Here is a 21,363-nt window from a genome sequence, read left to right as displayed (position 1 = left end):
CAGCCCCGTTCCTTCGATTGCGTAGCTGCCGATATCGCTGGTGCTGCCAGCACTCGTCGTCCAGCTCGCGCTGCCCGAGGTGATCGACGCCAGCGTATCGCCGCTCGCAAGGTTGCTCGCCGAGGCGGTGCCGGTCATCGTGCCCGGCGTATCGCCGTAGATGCGGCTCAACGCGTCTGCCGTATAGGTCACCACCGTCGCGCGCGGCGTAATCTTGTAGGTCCCTTGCGCGTAGGTGATCTTGTAGTTGAGTGCGCTCGTCAGCCCGGCCGGCGTCAGCGAATAGTCACCTGCATTCGCGCTGGACGTGGTGATACCCGTCGCCGTGCCGCCCAATTGCAACGTGTCGCCGTTGATCAGGCCGCTGCTGGCAAGCGTGGCGCTCTTCACGCTGCCGTCATAGGCACTGCTTCCGCCGACCGAGATCGTCAGCGTCGGCTGTTCGGCATAGACGAAGCGATTGCCCGAGGGGGGCGTGGCCGCAAAGGCCAGCGTCGAAAGATCAAGGGCGGTGCCATAGTAGCTCGTGCCCACAAGCCCGCCGCGCGTGCCGCCAAGCCCCGTGCCCTGATAGACCAGCCAGCGCCCGCCGGTGGCCGACGACAAGGCCGAGGCATCGCCATTGTTGGTGAAGGAGCCCCCTGCGGCAAGCAGGATAGCATCACCGCTGGCGCTGCTGCTGAGCGAAGCCCCATTGGCGATGCTGAGATTGCCCGTGGTGGCAACGGCCACCGATCCGGTGCGTGACAGAACGCTATCGATCGCGAAATCCTGCCGCGCCGCAATCACGAACGGCATGGCGGCAAGCGCCGTATTGGCCGCGCTTACCACCGAAGCGCCAAACGTATTGTCCACCTCCGTCAACAGCGCCGAGGTGCTGCCCAGCGCCGTGTTGTGATGGGCCCGCCCGAGCTTCAGCGTGCCCACCGCGAAATTGCCGTCGCTGTCGAGCGACAGCCCGTCACCATAGGCCAGCCCGCCGATGGTGCTGGCCCCGTCGGCTGTGAGCGTGGCGGCCAGCTTCGCAGTGCCATCGGCGTAGCTTTCAGGGCTCACAGGAGCATAGAAATAGCCATTGGCCCCTGCTTGGACAGAGCCGTAAAGCGACGGGTTCACGCCATTGAGACTGAGCCCAACGGAGGCAAGGGCCGCAGTTGTGCCATCGGCATTGGTGACCGTGCCCGACACCGCTTGCACCCCATCGGGGAAGAAAAACGACAGATAGGGATAGAGGCCAGAGCCGGTGGCCCACGTGCTGCCATCGAACCCGCTTGGCAGACTGCCCGACTGGAATTGGGCAGTGGTGAGCGCAGTGCTCCCGCCAGCGCTGGTCGTCTGGCCAGTGGTTTCGCTGTCCCAATAGCTGTTGTTTACCGAGGTTCCGGCCCCGAGAAGTCCGATCAGACCGCCGACGTCGGAGAGACTGGAGACGGCACCGGTGGCGTAGCTATCGTTCACGGTGCCGCCACCAAAGCCTCCGATCAGACCGCCAGCCCTGGTGTTGCTCGACACTGCGCCGGTGGCAAAGGCGTTGCTCACGGTGCCAAGGCTAACCGATCCGATCAGGCCGCCGGCAGAGGAACCAATAACCTTCACCCGGCCGGTGGCGAAGCTATCCATCACCAGGGAATCCTGCCCGATACTCCCGGCCAGACCGCCTGCGCTGCTGTCCCCCGACACTGTGCCCGTGGCAAAGCTCTTGCTTACGGTGCCGTTATCATCAACCCTGCCGATCAGGCCGCCGACACCGCCGACGCCGTTCACAGTACCGGTAGCATAGCTCTGGCTCACCACCGGCAGGCCATCGGCATCCGTCAGAAATCCGATCAGACTTCCGACCTGCCCGCTGCCGCTAACAGATCCACCAACCACCCCGACGTTGGAAACCAAGCCACCAGAGACATAACCAAACAGCCCGACACCATTAAGTGACGGCCGTTCGATCGCCAGCTCCGAAATGCGGTGGCCACCGCCGAGGAATGTGCCGGTGAACGGGTTGCTGTCAGTCCCCACCGGCGCAAAGCCCGCATTGCTGTTCCATCCGGCAGTGGCGCTGGCATCGATATCGGCGCCGAGCAGATAGCTGCCCGCCAGATTGCCCTGCATTCCCTGCAGGTCGGTGCCGGTGGTCGATCCCTCGGCACCAAGGCTGGTGATGATCGTGTGAACATTGTCGTTCAGCGAGAAGCTGCCCGGTGAAGCGCCGGTCAGCGGATTGCCGCTGGCATCGAGATAGGTCAGGCTGCCGCGGAACCCGTTTGCCGTGAGGCCGAAGCTCAGGTTGTCGAGGCTCGTGCTGTCATAGGCCATCGCGACATCGCCCGCACCCAGCACCGTGATCGGTGCGGTAATGGCGATCGAACCGCCAGCAACAAGGCCGAGGTTCTGGCCGTCACGCACGGTAACCGCGTCGGACACGTACAGGTTCGTCGCAGAAAATCTCATCGGATGATCGACATCCACCGCTTCGTCGATATCGAACTCGCTGCTGGCAAAAAATCGCTCGGGCCCGGTATTTTCGATGGCATTGACAGCCGCTGCGTTGCCGGCAAAATAGGTCAGCAGAAAGCTGCGGGTCGGCACGCGCGAGAGCAGTGTCTGATCGGTGTAGTGAAGGAAAGCCCCCTCGACGAGGTTGAGCGTCCGGTTCGTCTCACCGGCATAGCCGAAGGTAGCCGCAGCGCTTCGCGACGCATCGATGTTGGCAAAGGCGAACAGGTCACCGCCACTGCTGGAGATATCCGGATCGCCAAGCGCATAGTAATAGCCATTGGCGCCGGTCAACCCCGGGATCAGCAACCCGGCGCGGCTTCCGGCATAGACGGCCTTGCCCGAAACCAGATTGCCTAAATTATCTTTCAACGTGCCTGACACAGCATGCACGCCATCGGGGAACATGAGCCGGTTATAGGGATAAAGCCCGCTCACCCCCCTCCAAAAAAAGGGGGAACCGGCGAGCCCCGCCGGCAGCGTGCCCGATTGCAGCTGGGCTGTCGTAAGCCCGGTGCCGCCCACACCGGTCAAAAAACCGGTTGTGTCAGTGTCCCAGTAGTTGGCATTTATGGAGCCAGCAATAGCGCTGTCGCCGAATAGTACACCCACATTGCTATTGCCTGAAACAGAACCGGTAAAAATATTGCTATTTATAGAAACATATGACGACCCACCGTCTTTTTTCCCCAGAATACCACCAACATAATCGTTCCCGGAGACTGATCCGGCAGAGAAATTATTCTGAAGCTTTGCAGGCCCATCACTACCCCCAAGCACACCGCCTACATAATCATTTCCTGAAACCGATCCCGCAAAGTAATTATGGTAGATATTATAAAATGGGTTTGAGCCAGAATCGCCAACAATCCCGCCAACCCTGTTGTTGCCACTAACATTCGCAATAGAAACTGTACTATTTACATATCCATCGGAACGACCGGCAAGGCCCCCGACCTTATCTCGCCCTGAAACATGGCCGCTAACTCCAACATTATCAGATCCTGCTATATCGCTATTGCCAAAAGCCCCTCCAACATTATCTCTTCCCGTTATCGATATATTATGTAAGTTAAAGTTACTTGCAGAATAATATTCACCAACAAATTCAATATTACCAAAAAAGCCGATATTGTCGGCGGCAGGACGGTAGATTGTGAGTCCGGAAATAGTGTGGCCAGCTCCTTGGAAGGCCCCAGTGAATTTGTTTGTGCTGTTGCCTATTGGAAGGAAGCCAGCGCCACCGTTCCAGCTCGCAGTCGCGCTGGCATCGATGTCGGCGGCGAGAAGGTAGTAGTTACCCAGATCGCCATTCATCCCTTGCAGATCGGCGCCGGTGGTCGATCCTTCGGCACCGAGGCTGGTGATGATCGTGTAGCTCTTGCCATTGGTCGTGTAGCTGCCTGGGCTGGGACCGGTCAGCGCGCTGCCATCTTCAGCGAGATAGGTGAAGCTGCCCTTGAAACTGTAACCGCCTCTAACAAATGTAATATGAGAGGTCGAAGTGACATTGGCGTTGACATGGCCAGCTCCCTTGACTGTGATCGGTGCGGTAACGGTGATTGCTTGGGAGCTCAGCGTCAAACCGCCGTTGGTCATCGTCATGGCGGCGTTGACATCAATATCAGTCACCGCATCGAGCGTCAGGACATTGTCCGACCATGTGAGCGCATCGGCAACGGTGATATTGCCTTCCTGACTGCCGCCCGATCCGGTCGAGACCGTAACATCGGCCATTGCCAGCGCGTTCTGGAGCGTGGTCACATTGATCACGCTGTCATCGCCACTGGCGGTGAAGCCTGACTGGTTGCTGTCCGGGTCATTCGAAATCGTGACATTGTACGGATCGAGCAGCAGGTCGCCCGTCTTGCCCTTCGGCGCGCGCAGGTCGCTACTGCCCGTGTAGGCCAGCAGCACCTTGCCCGAAACCTCGGCCGAGCCGCCATCGCCGCCCGCCGCGCCGCCGCGCGCGGTGATCGTGCCGGCAAAGTCGGTCTTGCGGTCCGACCACAGCACAACCTCACCGCCATCGCCCTGCGCCAGCGCATCGGCGCGGATCACGGTCGCGCCATCGACGCTCAGGCTCCTCGCATGGGCGAGGTCGCCCGTGCCCTGATAGCCGCCGCCGATTGCGATCGAACCGCCGCCCGTCACCCCGGAGGCATCGATCTGTGCGCCGGTCAGCTGCACCTCGGCACCGGTCAGGCGGATCGTGCCGCCCTCCTGGCTCACGCTCGAGGCGTTGAGCGCGCCCGACACCTGCACCACCCCGCGCGCCAGATCGGTCGCGGTGCCGGTGGTCAGCGCGATGGTACGCGCGTCGATCGTGCCGGCAACGCTGATCCCGCCCTGCGGCACACCGACCTGCAGGAACCCGTCGCCGCCAAGATCGAGCGCCGCGCGCCCCTCGCTGTCCTCGACCAGACTGGCCAGCACAAGGCCATCGCCTGCCGCACCCCCCAGCAGCCCCGCAAAGCCGCCGCGCGCAAAGCGCAGCGCCTGCCCATCGCGCGGCGCGCTCACGGTCAGCCTGTTGCCGCCAGCCATGAAGTCCTCGTCGGCAATGTCGAGCGTCGAGGCGGTGAACCCGGCCGCGTTCACGCTGCCGGTGCCGGTGATCATGATCCCGTTGGGGTTGACCAGGAATACTTGCCCGTTCGCCTGCAGGTGCCCGGCGATCACGCTGGTGGCGTCGCCCGTCACACGGTTCAGCAGCGCCGACGAGACATCGGGCTGCACGACCTTCACCGTGCTGCCCTCCCCCACCGAGAAGCTCTGCCAGTTGACGATCGCCCGGTCGCTGCTCTGGGTGATGGTCATGTGATTGGCATCGGGGGTATCGATGGCCACCTGGCCGCCCGCAACAGCGCCGCCCTGCGGCAATGCCCCGGCCAGGGCACTGACCGGAGTAAGGGCGCTGGCAGTGGCCAGAAGGGCAGGAAGAGTGCGTGTTATCATAGTCTTTACCCCGAAATCAGAAACGCAGCATCAGGCTGACGGAGAGGCGGTCGTCCCAACCGCCGGGCAGATGGGCGCGGCCATATTCAAAGGCTGGCTGGAACAAGAGGCCACTGCCTGGGTCGATCACCGAGCCGCGCAGGCCCGCCCCGAAGGCCCAGGCCCGCGTCGTCTTGCGTTCCAGCGCAGTCGGCTGCTCGAAGCTCACCGCGCCGTGCGCGGCAAAGGCATAGGGCGAGAAGCTGGCCACGCTGCCCCCGCCCGACCAGCTGAAGGGCGCGCGCAATTCGCCGCGGGCGGCATAGCCCTTGTCACCCTGCAACACCCCGGTCGACAACGCCGAGATGGCATCGTCACCGGCAATGCCGAACTGCTCGGAGTTGACCAGCACCTCGCCGAACGACACCTGCCCCTTGGCATTGAGGTTCAGCGACAGGTGCTGCGCCAGCGGCAGGTCGAGCCGCGCCGAGCCTTTCAGCTTGCGGAAACCGGCATCGGCCCCCTGGCGCGACAGCGGCAGTAGCTCGGTCGCATCGCTTGCAGTGCGCGCGCCCAGCCCCTTGATCCCCCTCGACGCCTCGACATCGGCATAGAACGCACCCCCGTTCGCCAGATAGCTGGCCCCGTCGAAGCCGAACCGCAGCACCCGCAGCCTGTCGACCGAGATCGGCAAGGGGCTGGGCGTCACGATGTCGGCCGTCTCCTTGTGCGCATCGAAGGTGACATGCGCGGCCAGCGTTACTGCGCGCCGCCGGATGATCGGATAGCGCAGCTGCCCCGAAAGCCGGGTGAAGTGGCTGGCAAAGCCGGGCTCACCGGCGGCGTGATCGAGCCTGCTCTTCGCATCGGAATAGGATGCCGTGAACGTCAGCCCGTCGGTGCCGAGCGGCAGGATAATGCCCGCCGCCAGCGCCCGGTTGCGCGGGCTTTCGCCAAAGTAGCCACGTCCGCCCCGGGCCGCCGGATCGCCCGAAGCGCGCAGATAGACCAGCTCGCCCGCGCCCAGCACCGAGCGCAGGTCGACCCCGAGGCTGAGCGACACCCCGCCCAGCGAATCGGGCAGGCCGTTCTCGAGTGAAACAAAGCTGCTGAAGGGGCGCCACTCGCCGCTGACCCTCAGCACGACCGCCCCCTCGGCCTCGCCCGGCACGAGCGTCGAGCGCAGGCTGAGGCCGGGCAGCTCGCCCGCCAGCGTCAGGGCTCGGTCGATCTCGTTCAGCCCCACCCCCGGACGCCCGACCAACCGCTGCAATATGGCCGCAACGCGCCCGCGCTGGCGAGCCGGAACCGCGCTGAGGTCAAGCTCGGAGATGAAGCCGTCGACCACCAGCAGGCGCAGCGTGCCCCCGTCGCGCAGATCCTGCTGCGGCACCAGCACACGCGCGAGCACACGTCCGCGCCGCACTTCGATCGCCTCGGCTGCGCCCGCTGCCGCGAACACCTCAGCAACGGTGACGACCTTGCCGGTCAGCCGCGCGCGCAGCATGGCCATGGTCGCGGGCGCAAGCGCGGCACCTTCGAGCGTGATGTCAGCCAGCGTGAGCGAGACACTCCCGGCGCCTTCAGGGGCCTGCATCGTCGCCTCGGCGGGGAGCCGCAAGGGCGCTTGCGGGGCAGGCGCCGCGGGTGGAGCGAGCGTATCGGGCAAGGTCTGGCTGGCGGTCTGCGCCATGGCCGGAGCCGACAGCGCCAGCCCCGCAACGCAAAGCGAGGCAAGGCACGACCCTCGCCCCAACCGCACTAAACCGTCCGTACCAGCAGACAGCCCCGGGTGAGCACGAGGTTTTACTTGGCGAAGCGATCTCGCCGATAAGTCATAAATCATGATTAGCCTTCAATGCGCCCAGATTCCGGTCGTCTATTCGGCTTCTTATTATCCTGCCCCCTTCCCATGGTCAGGAGAGGAAGGATACGTAACTTCATGGAATCATTAACTATGCGAAAGAAGTTCTCGCCGGGCCGCTGAGGCCATCACGACGAGTTCTTTTCACCACCGCATGGGCCTGGGCGACGCGGGCGCCCGATCCCGGGAGAATGCTCGCGCTAGGCAGCGGGGCCGAAGGCCAGGCAGCGATCAATTGGCGGGCGCCGCGTCACTCCGGCCCCGTACAAACCCGGGCGAGCAATCCACATTGCAATTTTGCACGTTTTCCGCCATTGCTGGCTGCATACAGGTTCAAAGGCGCACCTCATGCCAGAAAAGCATTCAATCGGATCTCAAATCGGTGATCTCGCGCAAAGCGGCGAGAAGATGATCGAGCGGTTGCGCCGCAAGGCCTTCCTGCCCGAAAGCCGCAAGGGCCTCAACGTGCGGTTCGGCATTGCCGAGGCGGCCGGGTTGCTCGGCTGTTCCACCAACCGCATCCGCATGGCCGAGGACGACGGGCGCCTGCCCCCTCCCCCCGCCGGCGACAATGGCCGCCGCCTCGGCTATTCGATCGAGGATATGCTCAACATGCGCGAGGTGCTCGGCGCCTCGCCCCGGCGCGCCAGCGGCGATCCTGCCGCCATGATCGCGGTGCAGAACTTCAAGGGCGGCGTGGGCAAGTCCACCGTCACCACCCACCTTGCCCACTATTTCGCCGTGCGCGGTTATCGCGTGCTGGTGGTCGATTGCGACAGCCAGGCCACCACCACCACGCTGTTCGGCTTCAACCCGCATTTCAACATCACCCGCGAAGAGACGCTATACCCCTATCTCTCGATCGATCCGACCCAGGCCGACCTGCTCTATGCGGTCAAGCACACGCCCTGGCCCAATGTCGATCTTATCCCCTCGAACCTCGAACTGTTCGATGTGGAATACGAACTGGCCGCCGCCGGAGCCGATGGGCAGAGCGTTCTCGCTACGCGATTTCGCAAGCTAAAACAAGGGCTTACGGATATTTCGCGCAATTATGACGTGGTCATCCTCGATCCGCCGCCGGCGCTGGGCACGATCAGCCTGGCGGTGATGCAGGCGGCCAATGCGCTGCTGGTGCCGCTGGCGGCGACGACGCCCGATTTCTGCTCCACCGTCCAGTTCCTCTCGATGATGGATCAGGTGCTCGAACAGTTGACCGAGGCGGGGATCGCGGTGGACTACCAGTTCGTGCGGCTGCTGTGTTCGAAGTTCGACGCCAACGATCCCAGCCATGACATGGTGCGCGCGATCATGGAACAGAGCTTCGGCCCTGCCCTCCTCCCCGTGCCCATCCTCGAAAGCGCCGAGATCAGCCATGCGGCCATGCGCATGATGACGATCTACGAACTCGAAAAGCCGATCGGCACCGCGCGCACGCACAAGCGCTGCCGCGCCAATCTGGATGAGGCGCTGGGCCAGGTCGAGCAACTGGTGCGCAGCACATGGGGCCGGGTCGACAGAATCGACGAGGAGCTGGTGGTCAATGGCTAAGGAAGTGCTTTCCTACATGCCCGCTTTTGTGCTGAGGCCCCTGCCCTCCCCCTCAAGGCAAGGAGGCCCGGCGCGTGGCTAAGAAGCAGAAGGACTATCTGGCAGACCTGTTGGCCGATGACGAGGCTGCGCCCTCCCCTGCCCCCTCCCCTTCGGAAACTCCGAAGCAGGAGCCTGCTGTCGCCATGACCACAGAACAGCGGCGCGAGCGGGCGCGCGGCACCACCCTGCTCGGCCGTGAAAGCGCGCTGGCGCGGGTGGCCACCGGCGAGGTGCGGCAGGTCACGCAATTGCTGCTCGATCCGGCGCGGGTGCGCGTGTGGCCGGGCAATGCCCGCAGCTACGAGCATCTGAGCGAGGAGAGCTGCCGCGAACTGATCGATTCCATCGTTGCCGAAGGCGGGCAGAAAGTCCCCGCAGTGGTGCGCCGGATCGAGGGCGATCCGGAGCATGACTACGAGGTGATCGCGGGCACGCGGCGGCACTGGTCGATCAGCTGGCTGCGCCGCCATTCCTATCCCGAGATGAAGTTCGTGGCGCAGGTGGCCGACCTCGACGACGAGGCCGCCTTCCGCCTGGCCGATCTCGAAAACCGCGCGCGCAAGGACGTGTCGGACCTCGAACGCGCGCGCAACTATGCCGAGGCCCTGAAGGCGCACTACGGCAACCACCTCACCCGCATGGCCGAGCGGCTGAAGCTGTCGAAAGGGTGGCTGTCGAAGATGCTCAAGGTGGCATCGCTGCCCGATGCGGTGATCGCGGCCTTTGCCTCGCCCGCCGAGGTGCAGCTGAAGCCCGCCTATCCGCTGGCACAGGCGATGGACGACAAGGCGCGCGCCGCAGCCATTCGCCGCAAGGCCGATGCGCTGGCGAAGCAGCAGGCCGAACGCAAGGCCTCGGGCGAGAGCGCCCTCCCCTCGCCCGAGGTAATCGCGCAGTTGCTCGCCGCCGGGCAAGACAAGGCGAGCGCCGTCCCGCTGGTGATCGCCGGTGCCCATGGGCGACCTGCGGTCAGTGTCACGGCCTGCAACCGGCAGGGCGTGACCTTGCGCCTGCACGCCGGGCACGGCCTCTCCGAAGAGGAACTGGTCGCCCGCGTGCAGGATGCGCTGGCCTCGCTCGACGAGCAGGGCCGCGGGCTGCAACGGTGACCGCCCTGCCCCCTTCGCCAAGCCGTGTTTCCCCGGGGAAACGCAGCGCAGCGCAGTACCGCGAAGCGAAACATCAGGCATGAGCCGCGCCCGCCGCCAGTCCGTTCCCGAGCAGTTCGACCTGTTCCTGCCCTATCTGGCGGACCTGCCCTTGCGCGATCAGCGCGAGATGATGGAGCGGCCCTTCTTCAGTCTCGCCAAGACCAAGCGCGTGAAGCCGATCGACTATACCAGCCCTGACGGCAAGCTGTGGGTCCATGTCAGCGCCAATCCCGATTATGGCATGGCCACGATCTGGGATGCGGACATCCTGATCTACTGCGCCAGCCAGCTGGCCGACATGGCCCGGCGCGGGGTCAACGACGTGCCGCGCAAGCTGCACCTCATGCCCTATGACCTGCTGCGCGCCATCGGCCGCCCGACCACGGGCCGCGCTTACGAGCTGCTGGGCCAGGCGCTTGACCGGCTCGTATCCACCACGATCAAGACCAACATCCGCGCCGAGAACCGCCGCGAGGCGACCTTCAGCTGGCTCGATGGCTGGACCCAGCTGGTCGACGAGAAGACCGAGCGCAGCCGGGGCATGACTATCGAGCTGTCCAACTGGTTCTGGGAAGGGGTGATGATGAAGGGCGGGGTGCTCAGCATCGACCGCGCCTATTTCGACATCACCGGCGGCCGCGAACGCTGGCTCTATCGCGTTGCGCGCAAGCACGCGGGCGGGGCAGGGGAGGGGGGCTTTGCCATCTCAATGCCCGTCCTGTTCGAGAAGTCCGGGGCCGAAGGGCAATATCGCCGCTTCAAGTTCGAGATGCTCAAGCTGGCCGAGAAGAACGCCTTGCCCGGCTATGCGCTGGCGGTGGAAACTTCGGCCCGCGATGGCGAGCCGATGCTGCGGATGACGCGGGTGGACGGGAAGGATGGCGCCGAGAAGGGCCTTGCGCAAGCGAAGGAGCCTGCATCCGCCAGCGAGGCGGGGCAGGGGAGGGCGCAGGCTGTTTCCCCGGGGAAACGCCGCGAGGCGAAGGCAGCGCTTGATCCCGCTTCCGAGAGCGAAAGCGCCGCGCCCGAAACTGTCGACGCCAGCAAGCTCGTCCGCTCGGCCATTGCGGGCCTGAGCGACAAGGCCACGCGCGGTTTCATGACCGACGAGACGATCGCGCACCTGCGCGAGAAATGCCCCGGTTGGGATCTATACGCGCTCCACGCCGAGTTCACCCGCTGGGTAGATGCCGACGCCACCCGCCTGCCTGCCAACTGGCAGAAAGCGTTCATCGGGTGGGTGAAGCGCCATCACGAAAAGCACCGCCACCAGCTGCGCGGCTGACCGTCAGGCAGTCGCGAGGGCAGGGGGAGGGCAGGGCGCGTTCCCGAAGTGTCGTTCTCGCAGACCATGTCCACCGGTTCGCCCTGTCCCGTCCAGACAATTGAACGTGTTTTGCAGCAAGGCCCGAAGAACTGATTCAATTCGCGCAGCAAACCCACGGCTTGTCGCGTAGTGCCGATCCTTCGGGAACAGCCATCGCTCCATCGGGAACGCATGACCGATCCTTCGGGAACGCCGCCAACGACCTATCGGGAACGCATGATCGACACTTGAGGAACGGCCTGTGCGCGCGACTCGTGGAAGCGCAGGAGCCACAAGTCACAAGGCCGCGCTTAACCTGTCTAACAGTCTCTATAACCCCTCTAACATACCCTTGAATTCCGTATTTTTTTGGAATGAATGGGGGAGGGGCCAACAACGGCCTCGTGGCGCGCGGACCAACCGCCAGCGGCCAAGCTGCGAACGCAGTCTGAACAATGGACCTTCTCTCCGATACCCCTGGCACCGGTCGGTGACACAGCCGGAGAGGATCAGGGTCCACAACCAGGCCTGATGTAAGCAAGCGTCCGGATCCACAAAATGCTCCGCAGCCCAAACGCCACGCTCACCGGCGCATGACCCGATAAAGCACGGCCAACCTGCGGCTCCGCCAGTGCGGACATATCGATGAGACCATCAAAGAATCTACGCTCCCAATCGACAAGATCAGATGCCTCAGAGTAAAAAGTACGTACTTTATCTTATTATAGCCGGACTAGACAACATTCCTCCCTAGTAGGAAGGCGTATATGTCCATTTTGGAGTGGTAAAATGGTTCACAAATAGAGATATTCTCTACCAAGATTGGTCAGCTGCTTTAGCGATATGGCTGAGCTCGATCTTGATTGGGGATATTTGTGATTTTTATCTGTTGCCAGAATGTATGTAGCGAGAGGCTAGGTGGTGTGAGTGCCAGGTGGCGTGCTGCGGCGGGCTATTGGCCGCTCTTGTGTGCGGCGGTGTTCCTCGCCGCGTCGGCGACCAGCTCGGCAACCAGCTCGGCAGCCCTGTCCCCTGCGGATCCCGACATGTTGCGTTCCTGGTCGCTCGATGAGCTGGTCAGCCGCGCTGCCCAGCGCAATCCTTACGTCGAATCCCAGCGCAGCAACGCGCTTTCGTCGCAATATGCGGTGTCTGCCGCGCGCTGGGAGTATTTCCCGACCCCTTCGGTGAATGTGGAGGGCGGGCGCCATGGCTACCTGGTGACCGGCGCGCTGACGCAGCCGCTTTACAGTTTCGGCCGGATCGGTGCCGATCTCAGGGCCGCCAAGTCGCGGGCCTCGGTTGCCGAAGCAGGCATCGAGGAGGCGCGCTACGAAATCGCGCTGCGCGTGATGGATGCCTATGGCAGGCTGGTGGCGGCGCGCTCGTTCCGCGAGGTCTATGCCGAAGACATCGCGCGGCTCGAAGCGCTCGAAGGCATGATGCGCCGGCGCGTGGACACGGGCCTGTCCGCTTCGGTGGATTACAATCTCGTCTTCACCCGGCTCACGCTGTCGCAGAACAATCTCACCAACTATCGCGCGATCGAGGTCAGCGCGGTGGAGGCGCTTTCGCAGCTTGTGGGCGTGCCGATCATGGCCGCGCAGGTGGAAGAGCCGCAGGGCCTCGCAGAGCAGTTCTTCGCGACCACGACCGATGACCTGCTGTCGCGCGCGGTGGCCGCGAACCCGGGCCTGCAGCGCGCTGAGGAGCAGATTGATTTGGCCCGGGCCGAGGCACGCGCTGCCGAGCGCGCCGCGATGCCGACGATCTTCGCGCGCTTCGAACAGCGTGTGGCAGATGATGAGTACTACCCTTCGGCGACACCCGACACCCGCGTTTTCCTGGGCGTGAACTATGCCTTCGGTGCGGGTCTCTCGACGTTTGACCGGGCCAAGTCGGCGCAGGCGCTGGTGGGTGCGGCTTCCAGCCAGCGCGATGCCTATCTTGCCGATCTTGCCAGCCAGATCACGGCCGATCTCGAAAATTACCGCGCCTTGCGGACGCTGGTCGGCCAGCTGCGCGAGAGCAGCGAGGTGCAGCGGCAAACCTTCGAATCCTATCAGCGCATGTTCCTGGCCGGGAAACGCAGCTGGCTCGACCTGCTGAACGTTACGCGCGAGCAGACCGAAATCGAACGCAGCCTGGCCGATGCCGAGGTGCAGTTCATGATCGCGGCCTATCGCCTGAAACTGCTGTCGGGAGAATTCCCGTGGGAGTGATGGGCGTCTTCACCAAACCCAAGGCGCCGGACTTCGCCGACAGCCTCGTCTGGCTGGGCAAGCGTCTGGCCACCGTGTTCGATGCATCGGGAGGGTTGACCTACCGGGACGCGCGCAAGCTGCGCGCCCAGTTCGCCGACAAGGAAGGGGCCGGCGCCAACCGTGCGGCCGCCAAGTCCATCCACCTGTTGTGCCAGATGCTGAGCCTGAAGGCCTCGCGCTGGCGGCAGATGCCGCGCAAGAGCGACCTTCCGCTGGTGGCCCTGATCCCGGGCGAGGGCTATCGCTTCGTATACGATCTGAGCGGCGAGGGCTTGTGGCTGACCGAAGGCGCCGAAGGGCGCGAGCGGGTGGAAGCCTGGCCGCAGGGCACCGTGTTCAGTTCTCTGGAGCGCCGCCAGCAACTGCCGCGCGAAAAGACCGCACGCGGCGTGTTCGAAGATATCATGGCGGTCGACAAGTCGTGGATCTTCTTCGCCAGCCTCGCCTCGACCATTGCGAGCGTGCTCGTGCTGGCGACCTCGCTCTATTCGATGCAGGTCTATGACCGGGTGATCGGGCAGGGGGGTGTCGCCACCCTGATCGTGCTCACCATCGGGGCCATGATCGCGGTGCTGATCGAGCTGTGCCTGAAGCTGGCCCGCTCCGCCATCGTCGACCGGGCCTTGCGGCGGATCGATATCGACGCCGCGCGCAGCATCTTCCAGCGTATGCTGTCCACGCGGCTCGATCAATATCCGCGCAGCCTCGGCACCTTCGCCGCGCAGGTGCGCGGATACGAGGCGGTGCGCGCCTTCATCATTGCCCGCAAGCTCTACCTGTTCACCGACGCGCCCTTTGCTCTGTTCTTCCTCGGTGTGATCTTCCTGATCGGCGGCCCGGCCGTGGCCGCGGTTCCGCTGGTCGCCTTCGTCATCGCGCTGACGGTGGGTCTCGGCTTCCGGCGCGCGATCGAGGCGCACAGCAGCCGCGAGGACATGGTCGGCAACCAGCGGCATGGCCTGTTGGTCGAAGCGATCCAGGGGGCTGAATTCCTCAAGGCCACCGGCGGCTCGTGGCAGGCGCGCCAGCGCTGGGACTATCTCTCGCGCTGCACGGCGGAAGAGATGACGCAGATCAAGCATCTCAACGAGACGGCTTCCTATGCCTCGGGCGTGATCCAGCAGATCAGCTATATCGGGCTGGTCGCCACCGGCGCCTATCTCGCTGTCACCAGCAATTCCTTGACGGTCGGCTCGATCATCGCCTGCTCGATCGTTTCGGGCCGCGTGCTGATGCCGGTCAACGCCATTCCCGGCCTGCTGGTGCAGTGGGCCCACGCCAAGGTCGCGCTGCGTAACTTGGATCGGCTTTACGAGCTGGCCGAAGAGAATGACGGCGTCGATGCGCCGCTCGTCCCCGAAGTGATCCGCAGCCGGTTCGACGTGGCCAACCTCGAATTTTCGTGGGTGACGCAGCCAGTGCCGCTCGAGGTGAAATCGCTTGAGATCGCCGAGGGAGAGCGCGTTGCCATTCTCGGCGCGGTCGGCTGCGGCAAGAGCACGCTGCTCAAGCTGATGGCCGGGCTGATCAAGCCCGAGCGTGGGCACGTCCTGCTCGATGGGCTCGACGTGCAGCATATCTCGGCCGAGCGGCGCTCCGAACTGATCGGCTATCTTCCGCAGCAGATCCGGCTCGTCAGCGGCACCCTGCGCGACAACCTGACGATGGGTCTGCCCTATGTCGATGACGAGGCGCTGGCCGATGCCATTCGCGCAAGCGGCCTCGCCAGCCTGCTGGCCGGGCGTTCCGAAGGTGTGCAGATGCCGATCTCCGAAGGCGGGGAGGGCCTGTCCGGCGGGCAGCGCCAGATCGTGGGCCTCACACGGATGCTGCTGGCCAGGCCGCGGGTCTGGCTGCTCGATGAGCCGACCTCGGCGATGGACGATGCCACCGAAGAGCAGTGCCTGCGCGCGGTTCGCGATGCGGTCGCGCCGACGGACACGCTCGTGCTGGTGACGCACAAGATCCGGCTGTTGTCGCTGGTCGATCGCGTGATCGTGCTGACGCCCCAGGGCATCGCCCTCGACGGCCCGCGCGACGCGGTGCTGGAGCGCCTGCGTCAGGGTGCGTCCGCAGCGCAGGGATCGGCCAAAGGCAACCCAACCGGCCAGAACCGCCCGACGGCACCCACCGGCAATGCGCGTGCCGTGGAGACGGTATCATGAAGATGGAATATCCAATCGATGTGAACGCCAGCATTGCCCGGGAGCGGCGTCGCTTCGGGCTGCCGACGATCGGGCCCAGTGGCTGGCTGATCGTTGTGATCGGCCTTGGCCTCACCGGTCTGCTGATCTGGGCGGCCAACTCGCAGATCGACCAGATGGTGCGCGCGCGCGGGCAGGTGATTGCCGAGGCGCGGACGCAGGTCATCCAGGCTGCCGACAACGGCGTGCTTGCCGAAATGCGGGTCACCGAAGGGCAGCGGGTTCGCGAGGGCGATTTGCTTGCGCTGATGGATCAGAACCGCGTTTCGGCCGCGCTTGACGACAGCCAGAACAAGGTTGCGGCGCTGAAGGCCACGCTCGCCCGCCTCAAAGCGGAAGTCTATGGCGGAGCGCTGTCGTTTCCGGCCGAGCTCGATGGCTGGCCCAGTTTCCGCGAAAACCAGACGCAGCTTTACTATCGCAGGCGCCAGGCGCTGAACGAGGGGATTTCCGCCCTGCGGCAGAGCCGCGCGCTGGTTCAGGACGAGCTGGACATCACCGAGCCGCTGCTGGCGGCGGGCGATGTCGGCCAGGTCGATGTGATCCGCCTGCGCCGGTCGATCGCCGATCTCGACGGCCAGATCGTCAACCTGCGCAACAAGTATTTCCAGGACGCGCAGCAGGAGATGACCAAGGCCGAGGAAGAACTCGCCACGCAGGAAGAGATGCTGCGCGAGCGCTCGGTCGTCTACGATTTCACCGAACTGCGCGCGCCGCACGATGGCCAGATCAAGAAGATCGTCACCACCACAATCGGGGCCTCGCTGCGTGCGGGTGAGCCGGTGCTCGAAATCCTGCCGACGGCGAGCGACCTGATTGTCGAGGCGAAGTTCAAGCCGAGTGACCTTTCCGATGTGCGCGTGGGCCAGACGGCGCTGATCAAGCTCGATGCCTATGATCCCAGCATCTACGGCAGCCTTGAGGGCGAAGTCGCTTACATCAGCCCCGACACGCTGACCGAGCGCGGCCCGCAGGGCCAGGAAGAGGTCTTCTACCGCGTGCAGATCCGCCTGCCGGAGCAGCCCGCTCCTCCGCCCGGGCGCAAAGCCATCACTGTGGACGCCGGTATGACGGCGACCGTCGAGGTCCGGACCAAGCAGCGTTCGGTTCTCACGTTCCTCACCAAACCCATCACCAAGACGATCGACGACGCTTTCGGCGAACGCTGACGCGTGGATCGCAACCAGTTTCCAAGGAGTAGAGCAATGAAAAACAAAGACATCGCGAAGGACGACCAGGCTGTTCCTGCGAACGGTGCCCCGGCCGAAGTGGCCAAGGCCGCTATGTCACCGGTACCCGTCGCCGCTCCGCGTCATCCCAATGCCGATGGCGGACAGCTTGCAGGTCGGCAGCGTGCGCCGCAATCATTGCTCGATAAGATTTCCGCCAAGGCGGCCGAGCAGCGCCTTAGCGACGAAGACGAAGAAGATGAGGACGATCTGGCCGAGCAGACGGGCGCCGATGCCGAGGCCGAAGCGGCCGAGGAAGGGGCATCCGACGAAGCGCCTGCCGATTCCGTCGATGCAGGCACTGCAACCGCCGCGACCCAGGACGCAACCGAACAGACCGAGGAGCGCACGGACACGCCGCTCGATGGCAATTCGAACGGCTTCCTTTCCGGTGTGCCGCCGATCGTCTATGCGCTCGGCGCGGCGGGTATCGTTGGCGGTGGCATTGCGATCTTCCGCAGCGATGGCGGCAGCACAATCGCTGCGCCCGAAGCGAAGCTGAATAGCGACACCGGGGCCTCCGCCACCGACTTCATCACCAAAGACGGCACGATCGACGTCTCCGGCTTGGTCACCGGTAACACCTGGGAATACTCGACCGACGGCGGCACGAGCTGGACGGCCGGCAGCGGCAGCAGCTTTACGCTGGCCGAAGGCACCTATGCCGCAGGTTCGATCCAGGTCCGGCAGAAAGACACCGGCGGCCAGACCGGAGAAGTTGGCAAGATCGCAGGAGCGGTCACTGTCGACGAGACAGCGCCTTCGGCACCTGCCATCAATGCGGTCGCAGGCGATGACGTGATCGATCGCGACGAAGCCGAAGCGCCCGTGTCTGTTTCCGGTACCGGTGAGGCGGGGAGTGCGCTGACCGTAAAATGGGGCGCAGTCAGCAAGGCTGTGACGGTCAATCAAGACGGCACCTGGACCGCCGAATTCGCGGCCAACGAAGTGCCGGCGAACGGCGACTATGCGATTACTGCATCGGCAGTGGATGTCGCTGGCAATGTGTCTGAAACCGCGACCCATGACGTTGTCGTCGATCGGCAGAGCTACATCTCCGGCACAGTGTCGGCCGGGCCGGTCGTGGCGGGGCTGCAAGTGAAGGCATACACCGAGGACGGCACCTTGCTCGCCTCGGGTGTGACCGACGACACCGGATCGTTCCGCATCGGCTACGCCGACTATACCGGCCTGATACTGGTCTCCGTGGTTGACCCGCAAACCGACTCGCAGGGCTTCCTCGACGAGGCGACCGGGCAGCAGAGCGACCTTACGGTCATGCTGCGTGCGGTGAAGTCGGTCACGGCCGGTGAGGACGTGGTGATCAACATTACGCCGCTCACCGAAGTGGCGACCCGCCTGATGGGGGGATCGCTGAATTCTACGGGTGAAACGGATCTTTCGGGCGTTTCGGCGACAGACGTCACCAACGCCAATGCCTTTGTGGCCAAGCTGTTCACGGACCTGTCCGATGTGGTTCTGACGAACCAGGATCTGAAGCTCGTCATCGATGCGACCGGCGCCGACATATCGGATACCGCCAGCGTCTATGGTGTCTATCTCGCGGCGATCCAGGGGTGGACGCTGAAGCAGGGCCAGACGCTCGAAGAGACGATCGAGGAGATTGTCGTCTTGCTGCAGGGCCACCAGTCGCTCGGCTCGGCGATTACACGGCCAGACCTCGGCCTTACCGATGCGCAGAAACTTGCCGACATTCTCGAACAGGGCTTCGAGAATGTCGTCGCAGAGAACCAGAATCTGGCTTCTGCGCTGCTTCCGGCGGTCACGGTCAAGGCCCTCGGCTTCGTGAATGACGATACTGGCCCCGCCTTCGAGGGCGGCACGAGCATTAGCCAGTCTGTCGCAGAGGACGCGGCTGCCGGAAAGGTGGTCTTTACCGCCAGCGCCACCGATCCCACCGGCGGCGTGACCTACGCGCTCACTGGCAGCAGCGCCTTTGCCATCGACGCCGATACCGGGGAGGTGACCGTTGTTGGTGCGCTCGATCATGAGGCGACGGCGAGTTATTCGTTCACCATCACTGCGACGGATTTCTGGGGCAACACATCGACGCAGGCGGTGAATCTCGCCGTCACCAACGTGAACGAAGCGCCGGTGGTAGCTCAGAATCTCGTCGATCAGGCGGCGGTTGTCGGCCAGGCGTTCAGCTATGCGATCGCCACCAACAGCTTCACCGATCCCGATGCGAACACCACGCTGAGCTATTCGGCAACGCTGGGGGACGATTCGGCGCTGCCGACCTGGCTGAGCTTCGATGATCAGAGCGGCACGTTCAGCGCGACCAGTGTGCAGGCGCTTGCCAGCCCGGTCACGGTCAAGGTCACCGCGTCCGACGGCAGCCTGAGCGTGTCGGATGAGTTCACGCTGGGCACGGTCAACGCGCCGAAGGTTACAGCGATCACTGCCAGCGACGCTGCTGCCAAGCAGGGCGATACGGTCACATTCACTGTAACGCTCAGCGAGGCGGTGACGATCTCCGGCAATCTCAGCGACGTGTCGCTCAGCTTCAATGATGGAGCGTTCACCGCAACCGGTGCGAGTCAGCCGAATGCGAACAAGATCACGTTCACGGCAACGATCCCTGCAGGGGACTTTGCGCAGGCCACGCTCTCGGGCATCACCTTGGCTAATGGTGCGACCCTTGTCGGCAATACGAGCAATGAGGGGCTGCTGACCGGCGAGGTCGGCCAGACGGTTACCGACTTCGTGATCGACAACACCGCGCCGCAGGTAACTTCGGCGAGCGTGGATGCGGCGGAGAACGGCACGACGGTCGCTACGCTGACCGCCGACGAGACGGTGACCTGGGCGCTTAACGGCTCGACGGGTGACAATGCACTGTTCACGCTGGATGCTTCAGGTGCTCTGGCCTTCACGGCGGCGAAGGACTTCGAAGCAGATCCCACGAGTTACAACGTGGCGGTCACCGCGACCGACGCAGCCGGCAATGAGACCAACTCGACAATTACGGTCAACCTCACCAACGTGAACGAAGCGCCGGTGGTAGCTCAGAATCTCGTCGATCAGGCGGCGGTTGTCGGCCAGTCGTTCAGCTATGCGATCGCCACCAACAGCTTCACCGATCCCGATGCGAACACCACGCTGACCTATTCAGCAACGCTGGGGGACGATTCGGCGCTGCCGAGCTGGCTGAGCTTCGACGCGAACACCGGCACGTTCAGCGCGACCAGTATGCAGGCGCTTGCTAATCCGATCACGGTCAAGGTCACCGCGTCCGACGGCAGCCTGAGCGTATCGGATGTGTTCACGCTCGATTCCGTCACCCCGCCTTCGTTCTCGACCAACCTGAACGGTGTGACCAACCTCGATGTGCGGTCGAACCTGGTCCTCACGGCCAGCGAAAATATCGCGCTGACGAACGCCGCTGGCACCTATTCGATCGTCATCACGAACGATGCGAACGGCAATGGAAAGGACGGTTACTACGGCACCCTCGGCGAGACTGAAGCTAACACGCAGACGATCGAGGTGACGGTAGGAGGCACCAGTCCAACTGCGACCGTGAACGGAACGACCGTCGCCCTGTCTGAACTGCTGACGGTCACCGACAACAGGCTCGTGATCAACCCTTATTACGACCTCGACTTCTCCAACAACTATCACGTCGAAGTCGACGCCGGTATGTTCGTTGGCGAAACGTCAGGTCAGGGCAACTTCGCTCTGGCCGCAGCGGACGCCACCTTTGCGACGGTGACGCCGAATACGACGGGGTCCGGGTCGGCCCGTGTTTCCGGGGCAGCCGCATCGCAGATCATGGTCGATGCCGATGGCAGCCTGGCTGCGAGCAAGAAGTGGATCGGTCTCGACAATGTCGGGAATACCGGGGCGGGTGCCGCGGTCGATATGGGATCTCTCAGTGCTGATGCATATGGCTTGGTACTAACGGATCGAAACTCCAATCCAATAACTGTCGACAGTTTGAACATTGGCACTTGGGATTTGTGGGCAGCCTTTAGTTCTTTTGAGGATAACGACCTCATCTATATAGATAACCACGTCTTCGATAAGTCTGGAGATTGGACGTTGTCCGAAGGCGAGATTGCCTATGATGGTGTTCCACCTAGCGGTTCGAACCGATTGATGTTCGATGTGTTCATCGACTCTGCGCAGCCGGGTGTTCACGGGGAAAGTGACTATTACTCTCAGTCTAGCGGACAGGCATTCTTGGATTTCTATGTGAATGGTGAGTATTTTGCAACTCCGCAAGATCTTCAAGATCACTTTGGCTCTTCAAATCCTGCGGTCATCGTTGGAGGGTAAATATTTTCCCTAATAATCGGCTG

At 63.5% G+C, this 21,363-nt stretch carries 9 protein-coding genes; 7 read left to right on the top strand and 2 right to left on the bottom strand.

Going from position 1 to position 21,363, the window contains the following annotated elements; all coding sequences use genetic code 11:
- Window positions 1-5,448: two-partner secretion domain-containing protein (locus ABDJ38_RS16500; protein WP_346786235.1), on the bottom strand; the 5,448-nt coding region annotated here is incomplete at its 3' end.
- Window positions 5,449-5,464: 16 nt separating this feature from the next.
- Complete coding sequence (locus ABDJ38_RS16495; protein ID WP_346786234.1) at window positions 5,465-7,189, bottom strand: ShlB/FhaC/HecB family hemolysin secretion/activation protein; 1,725 nt, start codon at window positions 7,187-7,189, stop codon at window positions 5,465-5,467.
- A 450-nt stretch (window positions 7,190-7,639) separates the two neighbouring features.
- Between ABDJ38_RS16495 and ABDJ38_RS16490 the strand changes: the two genes are divergently transcribed.
- The 7 genes from ABDJ38_RS16490 (at window position 7,640) to ABDJ38_RS16460 (ending at window position 21,340) form a co-directional block, all read left to right on the top strand.
- Entirely contained in the window at window positions 7,640-8,842 is a 1,203-nt protein-coding gene (locus tag ABDJ38_RS16490) for an AAA family ATPase (RefSeq protein WP_346786233.1), read from the top strand.
- A 74-nt stretch (window positions 8,843-8,916) separates the two neighbouring features.
- Window positions 8,917-9,993, top strand: a complete 1,077-nt coding sequence (locus ABDJ38_RS16485) for a ParB/RepB/Spo0J family partition protein (protein WP_346786232.1) — start codon at window positions 8,917-8,919, stop codon at window positions 9,991-9,993.
- A 79-nt stretch (window positions 9,994-10,072) separates the two neighbouring features.
- Window positions 10,073-11,320 carry a replication initiator protein A gene (locus ABDJ38_RS16480; RefSeq protein WP_346786231.1) on the top strand — a complete coding sequence of 416 codons (1,248 nt, stop codon included), beginning with the start codon at window positions 10,073-10,075 and terminating at the stop codon, window positions 11,318-11,320.
- A 944-nt stretch (window positions 11,321-12,264) separates the two neighbouring features.
- The gene (locus ABDJ38_RS16475; RefSeq protein WP_346786230.1) at window positions 12,265-13,563 is read left to right on the top strand and encodes a TolC family protein; all 1,299 of its coding nucleotides are present in this window, start codon (window positions 12,265-12,267) and stop codon (window positions 13,561-13,563) included.
- The gene (locus tag ABDJ38_RS16470) at window positions 13,563-15,770 is read left to right on the top strand and encodes an ATP-binding cassette domain-containing protein (RefSeq protein WP_346786236.1); all 2,208 of its coding nucleotides are present in this window, start codon (window positions 13,563-13,565) and stop codon (window positions 15,768-15,770) included. The genes ABDJ38_RS16475 and ABDJ38_RS16470 overlap by 1 nt, the downstream gene beginning before the upstream one ends.
- Entirely contained in the window at window positions 15,767-16,978 is a 1,212-nt protein-coding gene (locus ABDJ38_RS16465) for a beta-barrel domain-containing protein (RefSeq protein ID WP_346786229.1), read from the top strand. The genes ABDJ38_RS16470 and ABDJ38_RS16465 overlap by 4 nt, the downstream gene beginning before the upstream one ends.
- A gap of 36 nt (window positions 16,979-17,014) precedes the next feature.
- The gene (locus ABDJ38_RS16460) at window positions 17,015-21,340 is read left to right on the top strand and encodes a putative Ig domain-containing protein (protein ID WP_346786228.1); all 4,326 of its coding nucleotides are present in this window, start codon (window positions 17,015-17,017) and stop codon (window positions 21,338-21,340) included.
- Window positions 21,341-21,363: the final 23 nt, after the last annotated feature.

The organism is Aurantiacibacter flavus (genome assembly GCF_039710615.1).
GTDB lineage: Bacteria > Pseudomonadota > Alphaproteobacteria > Sphingomonadales > Sphingomonadaceae > Alteraurantiacibacter > Alteraurantiacibacter flavus.
The sequence above is the reverse complement of the archived record's forward strand: the minus strand, read 5'-3'. Positions and strand labels throughout refer to the sequence as shown.